This is a genomic window from Amycolatopsis sp. WAC 04182 (assembly GCF_003947465.1).
Classification (GTDB): Bacteria; Actinomycetota; Actinomycetes; order Mycobacteriales; family Pseudonocardiaceae; genus Amycolatopsis.
In genome coordinates this window covers 65,353-81,649 of the sequence record NZ_QHJJ01000001.1, presented here as the reverse complement: position 1 = coordinate 81,649, position 16,297 = coordinate 65,353, and the positions used below count along the sequence as shown (strand labels likewise).

The window sequence follows — 16,297 nt, the reverse complement described above, 5'->3', positions numbered from 1 at the left end:
ATCGCGCACGATCATCGCGGACGCCGTCGGGCGCGCGCAACCGAATTAATTCTCGTGGCGCGGCTACGCCGACCGCAGTCGCGCCAGCTCGCTCCGCGACCGCACCTTCAGCTTCCGCAGGACACTCGCGACGTGCTGTTCCACCGTGCGCCGCGACAGGAACAGCACCTCGGCGATCTCCCGGTTGGTGTGCCCGGCGGCCAGCAGGCGGGCGACATCGCGCTCGCGGGGGGACAGTTCGTCGCCGTAACCGCGGCGGCCGCGCCGCGAAGGGGCGACCGCACCGGTGGACCGGAAGGCGTGGCGGCAGCGCGCGGCGTCGCGGGTGGCGCCGAGGTGGTCGAAGGTCTCCGCGAGCGCCGCGAAGGTCTCGGCGACGTCCTCGTCGCGGGCCAGACGGCAGCGCGTGGCCCGTTCGGCGATCAGTGCGGCGTGATACGGCGCGGGGAGGGCTTCGAACCGGGTCCTCGCCTGCTCGAAGGCCTCGATCGCCTCCGCGTGCTCGCCTCGGGACGCCGCGATCAGCCCGCGGTTCGCGGCCAGCGCCGCCCGGGTCGACGGCGCGTCCAGGTCGCCGATCTCGCGTTCGAACTCGTCGGTCAGCGCTTGCGCTTCGGCGTCCCGTCCGGTGGCGCAGTACGCGTCGACGGCGGCCATCAGCAGATCGGCGCCCCAGGCCCAGACACCCTTGGCGCGCAAGAGTTCCAGTCCCTTTTCGGCCTGCGCGACGGCGGCCTCGCCGAGGTCCTGCGCGAGCAGCATGCCCGCCATCCCGGCGTGCGCGGCGATCGCGACCGGGGTGAACGCGTTCTCCGGCTGGTCCGCCGCGGTGCCGGCGAACCGGGCCGCGGCCTCGTCCCATTCGCCGCGGGCGGCGGCGAGCAGGCCGAGGACAAGGCATAGTTCACTGGTCACGGGCAGGAGGTCGCGGTATTCGTCGATCAGCGCGCAGGCCCGTTCGGCGAGGCCGTCCCAGTTCCCGGTGAGCCAGTCGGTGTGGACGGCCGTCGCGCGGGCGGTGCTGACGACGTACGGCGCCCCGCAGTCGGCGGCCAGCTGCATCCCGCTGTGCAGCAGGCTTCTGGCCCGCCGATGATGGCCCGTCCAGGCGCAGGCGTCGGCGCTGTTGCAGTGCAGCCGCGCCAGATGCCGCTGTTCGTCGGCGGAACCGACGCTGGTGGGCGCCCGGTCCAGCATGTCCCAGCCGCGCGCGTCCCCGATGTGCAGCCGCGACGCCGCGTTGTTGGCCAGCAGGATGATCTTCAGCCGCCGGTCGGTGGCCCGCTCGATGAGCCCGTCGACCCGGTCCATCCAGCGCCGGTGCTCCCGCAGCGGGGTCGCGCCGACCCACGGCTGCGCGAGAACGCCCATCCCGCGTCCGGCCAGGTCGGGCCGGTCGGCGAGGTCGTTGACGGCGATCTCGATCTCGGTCCTCGCCGCCTCCAGCCCGCCCGCCTGGCGCACCAGCAGGAGCCCGAGCCCCAGCCTGACCTCGCCGCTCAGGCGTCCGGACAGCCTGCCGTCGGTGAGCAGCCGCTCCAGTGCCGGGACGACCTCGGTCTGCGCGAGACCGTTGCACGCCACCGAACTGAACTTGACCGCCAGTCTGTCCACATCGGACGGTTGCAGGCCCGGTTCGTCGAGCAGGGTGCGGAGCAGATCCGTCGCGGTCGCGAGATCACCGACGGCCGACGCCTGATCCGCGGCCGCTTCGCCGTACTTCAGCGCGCCGGCCCGGTCACCCGCCTTGCGGCAGTGCTCGGCCAGCCGTACCAGGGATTGCGGGAGGCGGTCGCGCAGCAGCCGCGCGGCCCGCCGGTGCAGCTCCTGGCGATCGGGGCCGGGGATGGTGCGGTACGCGGCCTGCTGGGCGAACGCGTGCCGGAAGCCGTACGTGCCCTCACCGGTCTCCACCAGGACGTTGCGTTCCAGCGCGAGGACGAGCGCGCGGCGGGCCCGCTCGGGGGTGAGCGCGGCCGCGGCGGCCAGCAGGTCCGAAGTGGACGGTGTGGCGAGAACGGCGGCGGCTTCGGCGATCCGCCGGGCGGGGGGCGGCAGCGCGACGAGGTGTTCGACCGTCGCTTCCCGCAGCAGCGCCGGGACTTCGACCGTGTCGAGCAGGTGCCGTGCGGTCGCGCCGTCGGCGTGCACCGCGCCATCGAGGCCGCCGATCGCGTGCACGATCTCCTCGACCACGAACGGGATCCCCGCGGTCCGCTCGTGCAGCCGCGCGGCGAACTCGGCGGACACGTTCGCTTCGCCGAGCAGCGCCGAAACCAGCGCCTGGACGCCATCGCGGTCCAACGGCCGGAGTGCGACGAGCGCGTGCGCGGTGCCGGACGCCGGGCGGTAGGCGCTGCCGAGCGGGATGCCGCCGGGCGTCTCTTCGCGCCGGTACGTGAGCAGGAGGGTCAGGCCCGCGGGCGGGTCGGTCATCAGGAACCGCAGCAGGCGGCGGGATCCGTCGTCCGCCCAATGGAGGTCTTCGATGAAGAGGACGTGCGGGCCCAGTGAGCCGAGCAGTTCCCGGACGGCACGGAAGAGCCGGTGCCGTTCGGCCCTCGGATCGCCGAGCCGGGGCGGCGGCTCCGGCAGGAAGGCCGCGAGCTCCGGCAGATAGGGCGCGAGGACACCGGTCACCGGATTGAGATCACGCGCCGGGCGGACGTCCTTCAGCGCGTCGAAGACCACGCCGTACGGGAAGGGCTCGCGCAGCGGCTGGCAGGTTCCGGTGAGGACCGGCCGTCCGCCCAGTTCGGGGCAGGCCAGCAGTTCGGCGGCGAGCCGGGTCTTGCCCACCCCCGCTTCGCCTTCGAGCATGAGCACCGACGGCGAGCGCATCGCGCCGTCGAGGAGTTCGCGCAGTTCCGCCTCACGGCCGACGAGCACGGGCGCGCTCGTCCTGCGTCGGCAGCCACCGATCACCATTGCCGGGTCACCCCCGCTTCACGAACCACACCGTTCGAGTGAACGCAGCTTAAGCGCCTGCTTAGTGATCACGGAACCCACTCGGACCGTCACAGAACTTTCGTAGGGACGGGGAGTTCTCCTATTAGATACGTAGTCCTACGGAGTGTTGCCTCGCTTGTTCGCGCAGGTCCCGCCACCCGAAAGTGAGTGCAGCGTGACTGCACGTCACGGCGCCGGCCCGGAATCCCGCCGGCGCGAACCACCTGTTCGAGTGAACGGAGCTCAGGAAATGCGTGGAGAACTTCGACGTCACCGGATCGCGGGTGCGGTACTCGCCGGGGCCTGTGCGGCGGCCACCGTGGCCTTCGCCGGACCGGCCGCGGCCGCCGAGGGGCAGATCCGCGGCGCCGGTGTGCCGGGAGCCGTCACGGACGGGTACATCGTCTCGCTCAAGAGCGGCGACGCAGGCCTCGCGGCCAAGTACGGCGGCCAGGTGAAGGCGACCTACACCGCCGCGCTGAACGGTTTCTCGGCGAAGATGACCGAGGCACAGGCGAAACGCCTCGCCGCAGACCCGAACGTCGACTTCGTCCAGCAGGACGCGGTCGCCCACATGACCGGCACCCAGACCAACCCGACCTGGGGCCTGGACCGGATCGACCAGAAGAACCTGCCGCTGGACAAGAAGTACACCTACCCGAACGACGGTGCCGGGGCGACGGTCTACGTCCTCGACACCGGTGTCGACTACCGCCAGTCCGACTTCGGCAGCCGCGCGACCAGCGGGTACGACTTCATCGACAACGACAGCGACGCCCGCGACTGCCAGGGCCACGGAACGCACGTCGCCGGCACGGTCGGCAGCGCCACCTACGGCGTCGCCAAGGGCGCCAAGATCGTCTCGGTCCGCGTCCTGAACTGCCAGGGCAGCGGCCAGTATTCGCAGATCATCAGCGGGATCGACTGGGTCGTGAAGAACGCCAAGGGCCCGTCGGTGCTCACCATGAGCCTCGGTGGCCCGGCCGACTCCGGTGTCGACGCCGCCGTGCGCCGCGCCGTTTCCGCGGGCATCACCAACACGGTGGCCTCCGGCAATTCCAACACGGACGCCTGCTCCACCAGCCCGGCCCGCGTCCGTGAGGCCATCACCGTCAACGCCACCCAGAGCGACGACCGCCGGTCGACGTTCTCGAACTACGGCAGCTGCACCGACATCTTCGCGCCGGGCACCAGCATCACGTCCCTGCGCAATGGTGGCGGCACCCAGCAGATGAGCGGTACCTCGATGGCGACGCCGCATGTCGCCGGCGCGGCCGCGATCTACCTGACCTCGAACCCGTCGGCGACCCCCGCCGCCGTCGCCTCCGGCCTCGCCAACGCCGCCACCAGCGGTGTCGTCAAGAGCCCGGGCACCGGTTCGACCAACAGGCTGCTGAACGTGGCGGGCCTCTGATGCGGCGCGGCGTGCGGGCCGGTGTGGTGGCCGTCGCGGCCACCGCGCTGGCCGCGCTCGCCGCGGGCAACGCCCTCGCCGCGGAGGCGGAAGGCGTTGTCGTGCAGGCGAAGCAGCATTACGGCGAGCAGTACATCGTGGAGCTCCACGACGTCGGCACCCTGGCGGTCGAGCAGTCCTCGGCCGCGCTGACCGGCCGCTACGGCGGCGAGGTCCGGTCGGCGTACAAGAACGTGCTGCGCGGGTTCTCGGTCAAGGGCATGTCCGAGCGACAGGCTCGGCGGCTCGCGGCCGACCCGGCGGTCAAAGCGGTCTACCAGGACGGCACCGCGCGTGCCGTCGGCACGCAGACCAACCCGACCTGGGGTCTCGACCGCGTCGACCAGAAGACCCTGCCGTTGGACAAGAGCTTCACCTATCCGAACACGGGCGAGGGCGTCACGGCGTACGACCTCGACACCGGGATCAACCCGGAGAACCCGGAGTACGAGGGGCGCGCGTCCATCGGCAAGGACTTCGTGGGCGGCAACGGGAAGGACTGCAACGGGCACGGCAGTCACACCGCGGGCACCATCGGCAGCAAGACCTACGGCGTGGCGAAGAAGGTCAAGCTCGTCGGGCTGAAGGTGCTGGGCAACGACTGTTCGGGCAACGGTCCCGACTCCGCCATCGTGGACGCGGCGGAATGGCTGACCGCGAACGGCACCAAACCGGCGGTGGCGAACCTGAGCCTGCGGATGGACCAGGTCGGGCTCGGCGACGACGTCATCAAGAAGTCCATCGCGGCGGGTTTCGTCTACGTGGTGGCGGCGGGCAACGAGAACCAGAACGCCTGCAACGTCAGCCCCGCCCGCATCCCCGAGGCGATCACGGTCGGCGCCTCGGACCAGAGCGACAACAAGTCCTCGTTCTCCAACCACAGTTCGTGCGTGGACATCTTCGCCCCTGGCAGCAACATCACGTCGCTGTCCACGTCCAACGGTGGTTCGGCGAACATGAGCGGGACGTCGATGGCCACGCCGCACGTGGCCGGGGCGGCGGCGCTGTACCTCGCCGCGAATTCCGGTGCCACCGCGCAGCAGACGCGCGACGCGCTGGTGACCAACGCCTCCGACGGCGTGCTCAAGGGACTGCCGTCCGGCACGGTCAACAAACTGCTGAACGTGTCGTTCATCGGCGGCGGTGGCCCCACGCCCACGTGCGGGGCCAAAACCACCACGACACCGGTGTCCATTCCGGACGCGGGTGACGCGGTGACCAGTTCGGTGACGCAGGAAGGCTGCGACGGCAAGGCGTCGGCGACGCTGCCCGTCAAGGTCGACATCGCGCACACCTACACCGGTGACCTGGCGATAGACCTGATCGGGCCGAGCGGTGCGGTGTTCGGCCTCAAGCAGGCGGGAGGGATCGGCGAGGCGAGCGGCGTGCACACGTCGTACACGGTGAACGCCTCGTCCGAACCGGCGAACGGGACCTGGAAACTGCGGGTCCGTGACGTCTACCGGTTCGACAGCGGGACGATCGAAGGCTTCTCCATCACCTTCTGAGTCCTTGCGAACGGCGTGCGCCGCGGTCACGATGACCGCGGCGCACTGTCGTTTCGCTGGGAGGCTTTGCATGGAGTCCTTTGACGCCGTGATCGTCGGTGGCGGGCACAACGGCCTGGTGGCGGCGGCCTACCTGGCCAGGGCCGGCCGGTCGGTGCTGGTGCTGGAACGGCGCGACGAGGTCGGCGGGGCGGCGGTCTCCTTCCGTGCCTTTCCCGGCGTCGACGTCCGGCTGTCGCGGTACTCGTACCTGGTGAGCCTCTTGCCGCGCAAGATCATCGCGGAGCTCGGTCTCGGGCTCGATCTCCGGCGGCGGCGGATGTCTTCGTACACACCTGTCGGCGATGGCGGTCTCCTTGTCGACACGGGCGACGACGGCCGTACGGCGGCGTCGTTCTCCGCGCTCACCGGGTCCACAAAGGACTTCGAGGCGTGGCGGCGGTTCTACGCGATGACGGCTCAGGTCGCGGAACGGACGTTCCCCACCCTGACCGAACCGCTGGTGTCCAGGGAGGAACTGCGTTCGGGCATCGAGCCGGAGGCATGGGACGCGCTGTTCGAACGACCGATCTCCGAAACGCTCACCGGGATGTTCGGCGACGACACCGTCCGCGGTGTCGTGCTGACCGACGCGCTGATCGGCACTTTCGCCGGAGCCGGTGACTTCCGGCAGAACCTGTGCCTGCTCTACCACGTGATCGGCAACGAGACCGGCGACTGGGACGTGCCGGTCGGCGGGATGGGCGCGGTGACCGGGGCGCTCGCGTCGGCCGCGCGGACGGCCGGGGCGCGGCTGGTGACCGGCGCCGAGGTGTTGTCCATCGATCCCGGCGGATCCGTGCGTTACCGGCTCGGCGACGACGAATTCACCGTGCGCGGTGGGCACGTGCTGTCGAACGTCGCACCGCGAGCGCTCGCGCGGTTGCTGGGGGAGGAGCCGCCGGAGACGCCGGAAGGCGCGCAGCTCAAGGTGAACATGGTGCTGTCGCGGCTGCCGCGGCTGCGGGATCCGGGCGTCGACCCGCGTGAGGCGTTCGGTGGCACGTTCCATGTCAACGAGGGTTACGAGCAGCTGGCGACGGCCCACGCCGAGGCCGCCGCGGGCCGGATCCCGTCGCTGCCGCCGTGCGAGATCTACTGCCATTCGCTGACCGACCCGTCGATCCTCGGCCCGGCCGAACAGGCCGCCGGGGTGCAGACGCTGACGTTGTTCGGGCTGCACATGCCCGCTCGGCTCTTCGAAGGGCGCAACGATGCCGCGCGCGACGAGGCGCTGCGGGCGACCTTGTCCTCTTTGGACAGTGTGCTGGCCGAGCCGATCGAAGACTGCGTGCTGCGTTCGCCGGACGGCAGGTTGTGTGTCGAGGCGAAGACGCCGCTGGACCTCGAAGCCGAACTGGGGCTGCCCGCGGGACACATCTTCCACCGCGATCTGTCGTGGCCGTACGCCGCGGATGCGGCTCAGGTGGGACTTTGGGGCGTTGAAACGGCGCACGAGCGGGTGCTGCTCTGCGGTGCCGGGGCCGTGCGGGGCGGCGGTGTGTCCGGCATCCCCGGGCACAATGCCGCCATGGCGGTGCTTTCCCGGTCCTGAAATGTCATGAAAGGGTCGTTCAGGACGAAATATGTCCTGAACGACCCTTTCATGACACTCGCTACTGGACCGTGAGGGTGTAGGTCGCCGTGGCGGTCTTGCCCGCCGAGTCCGTCGCGGTGACGGTCACCGGGTACGTACCGCGCTGGAACGGCGCGACCACCTGCATGGTCGAACTGCCACCGCTCGAGATCGTCTTCGGGTTGAAGAACGGTGCGAACGGCAGTCCCTGCCCGGACGCCGACAACGTGATCGCGCCCGTGCCGCCGGAGGCGGAAACCGTGACGTTGCTGAAGAAACCGGGCTGCGACGTCCCGCTGGCGGGGCTCAGGCCCACCTTGAGCTCGCCGGGTTGCGGGGCGCCGTCGCCGACGGTCAGCGTCAGGTTCGTGGTCGCGGTGTCGGTGGTGCCCTTGCCCGAGATCGTGACGGCGTAGTCCTTTTCGGCCGTCCCGGCGGGAACCTCGATGCTCACCTTCGCCGACTCACCCGAGGTGATGGACGTGGGCTGGAACGTGGCCGTCGCGCCCTCGGGAAGTCCCGAAGCGTTGAGATCGACCTTCTCCGCGCCGTTCTTGCCGGGCTTGCTGGTCACCGTGGCCGAGACGTACTTGCCCGGCTCGACCTTGAGCGAGGACGGCGTCACCCCGAGCGAGAACGTCTCCGGGTTCTGCGGTTCGCCGATCTGCTGCTTGACCCAGTCGCCCATTTCGTTGTTGAGCCTGCCGTACACGCTGTACCACTTGAAATCGCTGCGGCTCCAGGACGCGACGCCGACGATCTTGCCGTCCACGATGAGCGGCCCGCCGCTGTCACCCGGAAGGATCGTGACGCGGCCGTCGCTGTAGCCGCTGCAGATCATCGTCGCGTCTTTGAAGCCCGCGCCGACGCCGTTGCAGTTGCTTCCCTGCACGATCGGCAGGGTGAACTTGTGCAGTTCGACGTTGCGCGTGTCGTCGTTGTGATCCTTCTTGCCGTAACCGAGCCCCAGCCCGGACTTGCCCGGCTGGTTCAGGCCCGTGTCGGCCGACGTCGCGACCTTCGCGTACTGGCCGCCCGGCACCGGGATGTCGGCGTCCGTGGTGACCACCGCGACGTCGTAACCCTGGTCGAAGTTGACGTACTTCGGGTGCTTTTCGTAGCTGACGACGCCGATCCGCGTTCCGCCGCCGGCGTTGAGGTCGTCCAGCCCGTAGAGGAAGGACTTCTCGCCAGCCGCGTCCTTGCAGTGCGCGGCGATCAGGATCTTGCGCGGCGCGACGACCGAACCCGTGCAGGTCTGCCCTTGCGGCCGCGTTCCGCCTTCGCGCAGGCCGGCGATGATGAACGGGTGGTCCTTGACCGAGGCGGGGGTGCCGCCGATGGAGTTCGTGTGCAGTCCACCGGGGACGACCGCTTGATCCGTCGGGGTGACGGCGGGCAGGTTCGCGGCGGCCGCCGGAGCGGGCAGGAGGACCGAGAGGCAGCCGAGGGTGGCGGTGGCGATCCCCAGTAGCCGTTGTCTTCTGTTCACGGTGGTTCCTTTCCAGGTGGCTGGAAATCACTTTCCGCATGTGCACCTGGCGGAACAACCGAGGAAGGAGCCCGTAGGGGTACGGAACTAATGCGCTCCGTCGCCGGTGAGCAGCTCGATACTGTGGTCTCCGGTGCGCTCGACGTCGAGGCCCGCCTTCGTCAGGACCCGCATCAGCTGCTCCACAGTGGACGGTTCGCTGCGTGACTTCACCAGCTCCGCGGCCAGCCGTCCCTTGTACGCCTTGTTGAAGTGGCTCACCGTGGTCCGGTTGCCCTTCGCGTCCTCGGTCACGACGCGCACGGTCACCGCGTCCGGGCGGAGCTTCGCCAGTGCCGAGTAGGTCCCGGACCGCAGGTCGACGACGAGCCCCTCGACAGCCTGGAGCGCCGGTTCGAGGACCGGCTTCCACACGCTGCGGATGGTGCCGAGCGACGGCAGCGCGTTACCACCCGAAAGCCGGTACGCCGGGATCGGATCGGTCGCCGCGACCACGCCGAACAGCGCCGAAGCGACGGCGAGACGCTTCTCGGCCTTCGCCAGCGTCGCCTTGGTGAAGGACTTCACGTCGAGCGCGTCGTAGAGGACCCCGGTGTAGCGGCGCAGGGCGGGCATCGTGGGCGAGGTCCACAGCTCGGCGTTGCGGGCGACCTCGTCGGCCTGCCGCGGCGTGATGCCGAGCGCGGCGACGCTGGCCGGGACGTCGACGGCCAGTTCGGTCAGCGCGTCGGCCAGCTTCGCCCTGGTCGGGTTCAGCTCCGGGAACGACAGCGCGTCGAGGTCCAGCGGCGCGCCGGTGCCGCCGGCGGCCTTGGTCTCGGAAGGGGGGAGGAGCACGAGCACCACGGAAGCGTAACTAAATGGAGTGCGTCACCCCGAGGCGCGGGCTTAGCCTCGTCCGCATGAGCCTGACCTGGCGCCCACTGACCTTGGACGACATGCCGCGACTGGCCGAGACCTTCGCCGAGGCGGAGCGTGTCGAGCCGATCGAGGAGCACTACAGCGCGGAGGATCTCGCCGAAGAGATCGGTACGCCGACCGTCGACCTGCCGACGGCGTCCACCAGCGCCTGGGACGGCGACACCCTGGTCGCCTACGGCCTGCTCCGGAAGCGTGACGCGGCGGATCCGGTGCACATGATGCGGGTCGAGACGCTCGTCCACCCCGCGTACCGCGACGACGCGATCGCCGCGCGCCTCATCGGCTGGTTCGAGGAGGCGGGCAAGGAACTCCACGCGAAGTCCCACCCGGACGTGCCGCTGGAACTGCACGCCGCGGCCAACACCAAACAGCGCTGGCTCTCCGAGGTACTCGTGGACGCCGGGTACGAGCACGCCCGGTGGTTCGTCGACATGCGGGCGGACCTCGGGTCGATCCCGCATGCCAAGCCGCTGCCCGAAGAGTTCCCGCTCGTCGCGTACGAGCAGAAGTACGAGGCGCTCACGCTGCGGTCCCGTAACGAGACCTTCGCCGACCATTGGGGGAGCACGGAGCAGTCCCCGGAGGCTTGGCGGCATCTGATCGTCGGCGCGAAGGACTTCCAGCCGCACCTGTCGTTCCTGCTGCTGAGCCCGGAGGGGGACCGGGTGGTCGCGATGGTGCTGAGCGCCCACTTCGCCTCCGATACGGCGGCCACCGGCGTCAAGGATCTGTACGTCAGCCACGTCGCGACCGACGCGAGCCTTCGCGGGCGCGGTATCGCGGGCGCGCTGCTCGGGCACACGCTCGTCCAGGCCAAGGCCGACGGTTTCCAGCGGGCTTCGCTCAACGTCGACCAGGACAACACCCATCGTGCCCTCGGCGTCTACGAGCGTGTCGGGTTCAGCGAGTTCCAGCGCTGGGCCGGGTACGTGAAGCCCGTTCCGACCTGACCGGTTGTCACCCGAAAAGGCGGATTTCGGTACAGTCGATCTTCTCGGATGAGATCGCTGGGGGTGGTAGGGCGTTGCCGGTTTCCGCACGCCTCGGCTGGCATGATCTGCCGTCGGCGACGCGTGACGCCGTGGAGCGTGAGCTCGGGTCGGTCGTCCGTCGTTCGTTGTGGCAGACCCCGGAGTTCGACGGCGGTGTCGCCGCGCGGCTCGAACTCGAACGCGGTCATGGCTGGGTCTTCCTGAAGGCGATCCCGGCGGGCAGCCCGCGCGCGGGCGGATACCGGACGGAGGCCGCCATCGCGCGACGGCTTCCCGCCGAGGCGCCCACGCCGAAGCTTCTGTCCTTTGTGGACGGTGAGTGGCTGGTGCTCGCGTTCGCCGACTTCGACGGCACCAGGCCGAACCTGCGGCCGGGATCGCCGGACCTCTCCGCGGTGCTGGCCACCTTCGGCGCGCTCGGGCGCACGCTCACGCCGTGCCCGCTGCCCGACGTCCCGGACGCGCTCGACGATCTCGGCCCGCTCCTGCGCGGCTGGCACGAACTGGCGAAGGAACCGCCGGACGACCTCGACGGCTGGGCCGTCCGCAACCTCGACCGGCTCGTCCAGCTGGAGACGTCCTGGCATCCCTGGTCGGCCGGGGACACGTTGCTGCACAACGACATCCAGCCCGAATACCTGGTGCGGACGGGGCCGGGCAGGGTGCTGGTCACCAACTGGCGCTACCCGGCGCGGGGCGCGGGCTGGCTCGATCTGGTCGCCCTCGTCCCGTACCTGCTCGACGCCGGGCACGAACCCGCCGACGTCGACCGCCTGCTGCGGCGGCGCCCCGTACTGGCCGGTGTCCCGGTCTGGGCGGTCACCGCGTTCGGCGTCGCGCTGGCCGGGCACGCCGAACGCGCGTCTCGGCTACCGGAACCGCCCGCGACGACGGGCGTCCGCGCGGCGCAGCGCCGTCTCGCCGCGGCGATGCGGGGCTGGCTCGCCTACCGGACGCACTGGCAGTAGCGCCTCTCTCGGCTCGTGAGTGGTAAGGACGGTTCTAACCGTCCTTACCGTTCACGAGGTTCAGGTGGGGTGTGCTCGTCACAGCTGGGATGAAGGGAGCTTTCGCTGCGTCTGATGCGGCGATAGGCCCCTTCGCGTCTTGCTGGTGGCGCAACGCCGCCGGCTGGGCAAAACCTCGGCTCGGACACAGGGCTCGTGAGTGGCCAGGACGGTTCTAACCGTCTTTACCGTTCACGAGGTTCAGCGGCTCTTCACCGGCGGCGTACCGGCGCAACTGCTCGGCGACCAGCCGCTTCGCGCGCGGGTAGAACGACGCCGACCCGCCCGCGATATGCGGCGTGATGATCACTCCCGGCGCGGTCCACAGTGGATGCCCGGCGGGCACCGGTTCCGGATCGACGACGTCCAGCGCGGCACGAAGACGCCCGGAGACGGCCTCGGCCGTGAGCGCCGCGGTGTCGATCGCCGAACCCCGCCCGACGTTCACCACCAGGGCGCCGTCCGGCAGCGCGGCGAGTTCCGCGGCACCGAACAGACCCATGGTCGCGGGCGTTTCGGGCAGGATCAGAACCACGATGTCGGCGGACGGCAGCAGGTCCGCCAGTTCGCTCACGCCGTGCACGCTCTCCGCGGGCCGCGCCGTGCTCGCCACCCTGGTCACGATCGCTTCGGCGGCGACGAGCTGCCGCTCGATGGCCTGACCGATCGAGCCGTGGCCGACCAGCAGCACCCGGCTGTCGGCCAGCGAACGCGTGTGCTCGCGCTCCCACGACGCCGTCGCCTGCTGCGCGAACCAGCGCGGCAGATCCCGCTGCGACGCGTGGATCAGCGCCAGCGCGTGCTCGGCCACGCTGAGGTCGTGCAGACCGCGCCCGTTGGCGAGCCGCACCCCCGCCGGCACCAGCGGGATCAGCTTCTCCACCCCGGCCGACAACGACTGCACGAGCTTCAGCGACGGAAGCCGGGAGAGCAGCTTCATCGGCTCGGCACCGGTGTCGTACGGCAGCACGTAGACCTCGACGTCATCGAGGCCCTCGTCCGGCAGCGGCCCCCAGCCGTCGTAGAGCCGCGCGCTCAGGCCCTCGGGCAGCTCGATGTCGGACCAGGGCAGGATGGCTCGCTCCGTCATGCCGCCATTCTGACCATCGCGGCCCGCCTCAGCCCTCGTGGGTGGCCACGCAGAATTCGTTGCCGACGGGATCGGCCAGCACCGTCCAGGCGAAGCCCGGCATCTCGTGTCCGTCCAGCTTCTTCGCGCCCAATCCGATCAGACGTTCCACCTCCTTTTCCATGTCGTCGGTACCGAAGTCCATGTGGACCCGGTTCTTGCCCACCCGCTCCTCGGGCACGCGCTGGAAGGCGAACACCGGCCCGTTCTCCTTCTCGGCGTGCAGGATCAGGAACTCGCCGTCGTGGTCCTGATCCACCTCGACCCCGAGCGCCTTCGTCCAGAACGCCGCGAGCCCGCGCGGATCCGCGCAGTCGATCGTGATCATGCCCAGTTCGATACCCATGGCGGCACGCTAGCGGCGGCCACCGACAAAACCGGGCGCCCGCGATAACCGGTTGAACCGGCCCGGGGCGGGGTGACTACGCTGCGCAGAACGTCTCAGCACGTAATTCCAGCGAGGAGCCCAGAAGTGATCACCAGGATGTCGTCGTTGTTCCTTCGCACCCTGCGTGAGGATCCGGCGGACGCCGAGGTACCGAGCCACCGGCTCCTGGTACGCGCCGGCTACGTCCGCCGGGTGGCCCCGGGCGGCTACTCCTGGCTGCCGCTGGGCCTGCGGGTGCTGCGCCGTATCGAGAACGTCGTCCGCGAAGAGATGAACGCCATCGGCGCGCAGGAGATCCAGTTCCCCGCGCTGCTGCCGAAGGAGCCTTACGAGGCCACCGGCCGTTGGACCGAGTACGGCGACGCGTTGTTCCGCCTCAAGGACCGCAAGGGCGCCGACTACCTTCTCGGCCCGACGCACGAAGAGCTCTTCGCGCTCACCGTGAAGGGTGAATACAGCTCGTACAAGGACTACCCGGTCGTCCTGTACCAAATCCAGACGAAGTACCGCGACGAGGCGCGCCCCCGCGCCGGCATCCTGCGCGGCCGCGAGTTCGTCATGAAGGACTCCTACTCCTTCGACCTCGACGACGAGGGCTTGTCCAAGTCGTACGAGCTGCACCGCCAGGCCTACACGAAGCTGTTCGACCGCCTCGGCATCGAGTACGTCGTCGTGAAGGCGACCTCCGGCGCGATGGGCGGTTCGGCCTCCGAAGAGTTCCTCGCCGTCGCCGAGACGGGTGAGGACACCTACGTCCGCAGCACCGAATCGGGGTACGCGGCCAACGTCGAAGCGGTCACCACGCCCGCTCCCGAGGCCAAGCCGATCGAGGGGCTGCCCGAGGCGAAGGTCCACCACACGCCGGACACCCCGACCATCGAGTCGCTGGTCACCTTCCTGAACGACGCCGGCCTCGGCCGCACCTTCACCGCCGCGGACACGCTCAAGAACGTCCTGGTGAAGACCCGCCAGCCGGGCGCCAAGGAGTGGGAGCTGCTGGCCATCGGTCTCCCCGGAGACCGTGAGGTCGACACGAAGCGCCTCGAAGCGTCGCTCGAGCCCGCCGAGTTCGAACTGCTCGAAGAGGCCGACTTCGCCAAGAACCCGTTCCTTGTCAAGGGCTACATCGGCCCGAAGGCGCTGAAGGACAACGGCGTCCGCTACCTGCTCGACCCGCGCGTCGTCGACGGCACCGCCTGGGTCACCGGCGCCGACGAGCGCGACCACCACGTGGTCGACCTGGTCGCGGGCCGTGACTTCACCGGTGACGGCACGATCGAGGCCGCCGAGGTCCGCGAGGGCGACGCGTCGCCCGACGGCAAGGGCACCCTGGTCGCCGCGCGCGGTATCGAGATCGGGCACATCTTCCAGCTGGGCCGCAAGTACGCGGACGCGTTCGAGCTCGACGCGCTGGGCCCGGACTCCAAGCCCATCCGCATCACCATGGGTTCGTACGGCGTCGGCGTCTCGCGGCTGGTCGGCGTGCTCGCCGAGCAGAACCACGACGACCTCGGCATCGTGTGGCCGCGCGAGGTCTCGCCGTTCGACGTGCACGTCGTCATCGCGGGCAAGGACGAGACGGTCGCCGCGGGCGCGGAGAAGCTCGCCGCCGAACTGGACGCCGCCGGTATCGAGGTCGTCCTCGACGACCGCAAGGCCACCCCCGGCGTGAAGTTCGCGGACGCCGAACTCGTCGGTGTGCCGACGATCCTCGTCGTCGGGCGCGGCCTGGCGAACGGTGTCGTCGAGGTCAAGGACCGCCGCACCGGAGACCGTGAAGAGATCGCCGTCGACGCGGTCGTGGAGCACCTGGTCAAACTCGTCCGTTCGTGATGTTCGGCAAGAAGCGCCGGGATTACCCGGGCTACGAGGACAACGCGGCGCTGGACGGGTTCGGGGGCTATCAGCCCTCGGACTCGTCCGGCTACACGCCTGCTCCCGAAACCCCGGCTCCAGCCGAACCGGAGCCGCAGAAGCCGGCGAAGCAGCCGATGTCGCGGAGCGGGCGAAGGGCCATGTTCGGCTTCTTCGCGACGATCGGTGTCATCGCGGTCGCCGCTCTCTCGAACAGCAGCGACAGTTCTTCGGACAGCAGCGCGCCGACCACCCGGGCCCCGGTCGTCTACACGCCTTCGCCCCAGGTCGTCGCGCCGCCGGTGATCGAAGGCTGGCAGTCGGTGGCCGGGAAGGACGGCGTCTACGCCTACGACGTCCCGCCGAACTGGACGCCGAAACCCGGCACGCTCCACGGCTGGGAGAAGGGCACCCAGGTCCCGGGCATCAGCATGGTCGCCAGCGCCTTCGTCGGCGAGGGTTATTGCCCGCAGGAAAAGCGAAGCAGGCTCGGCGGCGCCGGCGTGGCGAACGTGAAGGTCTCCGATCCCACCGCCGCGGCGCGGAAGGCGGTCGACGACCTCGCCGTCAGCGCCTACAACCCGGAGAACGGCCCGCTGACCGCCAAGATCACCCCGGAACCGCCCCAGCAGGCCGAGTTCACCCTCGGTACCGGCAAGAAGGTCCCCGCGAGCATCGTCCTCGCGGAGGTCGTCACCCCGCCGGGCCCGTGTGGCGCCCAGCGTGCCCTGGTCGGAGTGATCGCGCCGGAGCTGGGCGACGCCTCGGCGGCCCTGGCCGTCTATTCGGGCCAGGACGCGCCGGGCGGTGCGGACCGCGAGCTGATCCTGAAGATCCTCAAGACCTACCGGGGTGTCCCGGAGGCCGACCGCAAGACCATCACGCCGCCGCCTTCGACGTTGCGCTGAGGCTTCCCCTGGGGCAAGGCGAGGTAGAAGCCCGCAGCACCAGTACCTCCGCCACAACCTTCAACGTTGCGAAAGTGGCTT

12 protein-coding genes are annotated in these 16,297 nt (G+C 70.0%); 7 read left to right on the top strand and 5 right to left on the bottom strand.

Annotation, left to right across the window (positions count from 1 at the left end):
* Positions 1-63: 63 nt before the first annotated feature.
* Positions 64-2,889, bottom strand: coding sequence for an AAA family ATPase (locus DMH01_RS00365; protein WP_125674262.1), 2,826 nt, complete (start codon positions 2,887-2,889; stop codon positions 64-66).
* Positions 2,890-3,199: 310 nt separating this feature from the next.
* Between DMH01_RS00365 and DMH01_RS00360 the strand changes: the two genes are divergently transcribed.
* From DMH01_RS00360 to DMH01_RS00350, 3 genes are all read left to right on the top strand, one after another.
* Positions 3,200-4,363: a S8 family peptidase gene (locus DMH01_RS00360; protein ID WP_125673132.1), complete on the top strand. Its 1,164-nt coding sequence runs from the start codon at positions 3,200-3,202 to the stop codon at positions 4,361-4,363.
* Positions 4,363-5,910: a S8 family serine peptidase gene (locus tag DMH01_RS00355; protein ID WP_125673131.1), complete on the top strand. Its 1,548-nt coding sequence runs from the start codon at positions 4,363-4,365 to the stop codon at positions 5,908-5,910. Before DMH01_RS00360 ends, DMH01_RS00355 begins: the two co-directional genes overlap by 1 nt.
* 70 nt (positions 5,911-5,980) lie before the next feature.
* The gene (locus tag DMH01_RS00350; RefSeq protein ID WP_125673130.1) at positions 5,981-7,504 is read left to right on the top strand and encodes an NAD(P)/FAD-dependent oxidoreductase; all 1,524 of its coding nucleotides are present in this window, start codon (positions 5,981-5,983) and stop codon (positions 7,502-7,504) included.
* A 61-nt stretch (positions 7,505-7,565) separates the two neighbouring features.
* Here the strand turns inward: DMH01_RS00350 and DMH01_RS00345 are convergent, their stop codons facing one another.
* Complete coding sequence (locus DMH01_RS00345) at positions 7,566-9,017, bottom strand: trypsin-like serine protease (protein ID WP_125673129.1); 1,452 nt, start codon at positions 9,015-9,017, stop codon at positions 7,566-7,568.
* An 87-nt stretch (positions 9,018-9,104) separates the two neighbouring features.
* Positions 9,105-9,860, bottom strand: a complete 756-nt coding sequence (yaaA, locus tag DMH01_RS00340) for a peroxide stress protein YaaA (RefSeq protein WP_125673128.1) — start codon at positions 9,858-9,860, stop codon at positions 9,105-9,107.
* 59 nt (positions 9,861-9,919) lie between these two features.
* On the opposite strand from yaaA, the gene DMH01_RS00335 reads away from it, so the two are divergent.
* Together DMH01_RS00335 and DMH01_RS00330 are read left to right on the top strand one after the other, a co-directional pair.
* On the top strand, positions 9,920-10,888 hold the full coding sequence (locus tag DMH01_RS00335) for a GNAT family N-acetyltransferase (RefSeq protein WP_125673127.1): 969 nt from the start codon (positions 9,920-9,922) through the stop codon (positions 10,886-10,888).
* A gap of 74 nt (positions 10,889-10,962) precedes the next feature.
* A complete protein-coding gene (locus DMH01_RS00330) occupies positions 10,963-11,898 on the top strand; it encodes an aminoglycoside phosphotransferase (RefSeq protein ID WP_125673126.1) in 936 nt (311 codons plus the stop codon).
* A 214-nt stretch (positions 11,899-12,112) separates the two neighbouring features.
* Here DMH01_RS00330 and DMH01_RS00325 read toward each other — a convergent pair whose 3' ends face one another.
* Positions 12,113-13,027, bottom strand: coding sequence for a 2-hydroxyacid dehydrogenase (locus DMH01_RS00325; protein WP_125673125.1), 915 nt, complete (start codon positions 13,025-13,027; stop codon positions 12,113-12,115).
* Between the two features lie 28 nt (positions 13,028-13,055).
* Positions 13,056-13,412, bottom strand: a complete 357-nt coding sequence (locus DMH01_RS00320; protein WP_125673124.1) for a VOC family protein — start codon at positions 13,410-13,412, stop codon at positions 13,056-13,058.
* Between the two features lie 126 nt (positions 13,413-13,538).
* Here DMH01_RS00320 and DMH01_RS00315 point away from each other — a divergent pair, with 126 nt between their 5' ends.
* Both DMH01_RS00315 and DMH01_RS00310 read left to right on the top strand, forming a co-directional pair.
* Positions 13,539-15,287 (top strand): proline--tRNA ligase, encoded by a 1,749-nt coding sequence (locus tag DMH01_RS00315; RefSeq protein ID WP_125673123.1) that lies wholly within the window; start codon positions 13,539-13,541, stop codon positions 15,285-15,287.
* Positions 15,287-16,216, top strand: coding sequence for a hypothetical protein (locus tag DMH01_RS00310; RefSeq protein WP_125673122.1), 930 nt, complete (start codon positions 15,287-15,289; stop codon positions 16,214-16,216). The genes DMH01_RS00315 and DMH01_RS00310 overlap by 1 nt, the downstream gene beginning before the upstream one ends.
* Positions 16,217-16,297 lie beyond the last annotated feature (81 nt).

Coding starts and splice junctions, on each gene's coding strand:
- DMH01_RS00360 (WP_125673132.1), top strand. CDS start 3,200: ATGCGTGGAGAACTTCGACGTCACCGGATCGCGGGTGCGGTACTCGCC.
- DMH01_RS00355 (WP_125673131.1), top strand. CDS start 4,363: ATGCGGCGCGGCGTGCGGGCCGGTGTGGTGGCCGTCGCGGCCACCGCG.
- DMH01_RS00350 (WP_125673130.1), top strand. CDS start 5,981: ATGGAGTCCTTTGACGCCGTGATCGTCGGTGGCGGGCACAACGGCCTG.
- DMH01_RS00335 (WP_125673127.1), top strand. CDS start 9,920: ATGAGCCTGACCTGGCGCCCACTGACCTTGGACGACATGCCGCGACTG.
- DMH01_RS00325 (WP_125673125.1), bottom strand. CDS start 13,027: ATGACGGAGCGAGCCATCCTGCCCTGGTCCGACATCGAGCTGCCCGAG.
- DMH01_RS00320 (WP_125673124.1), bottom strand. CDS start 13,412: ATGGGTATCGAACTGGGCATGATCACGATCGACTGCGCGGATCCGCGC.
- DMH01_RS00310 (WP_125673122.1), top strand. CDS start 15,287: ATGTTCGGCAAGAAGCGCCGGGATTACCCGGGCTACGAGGACAACGCG.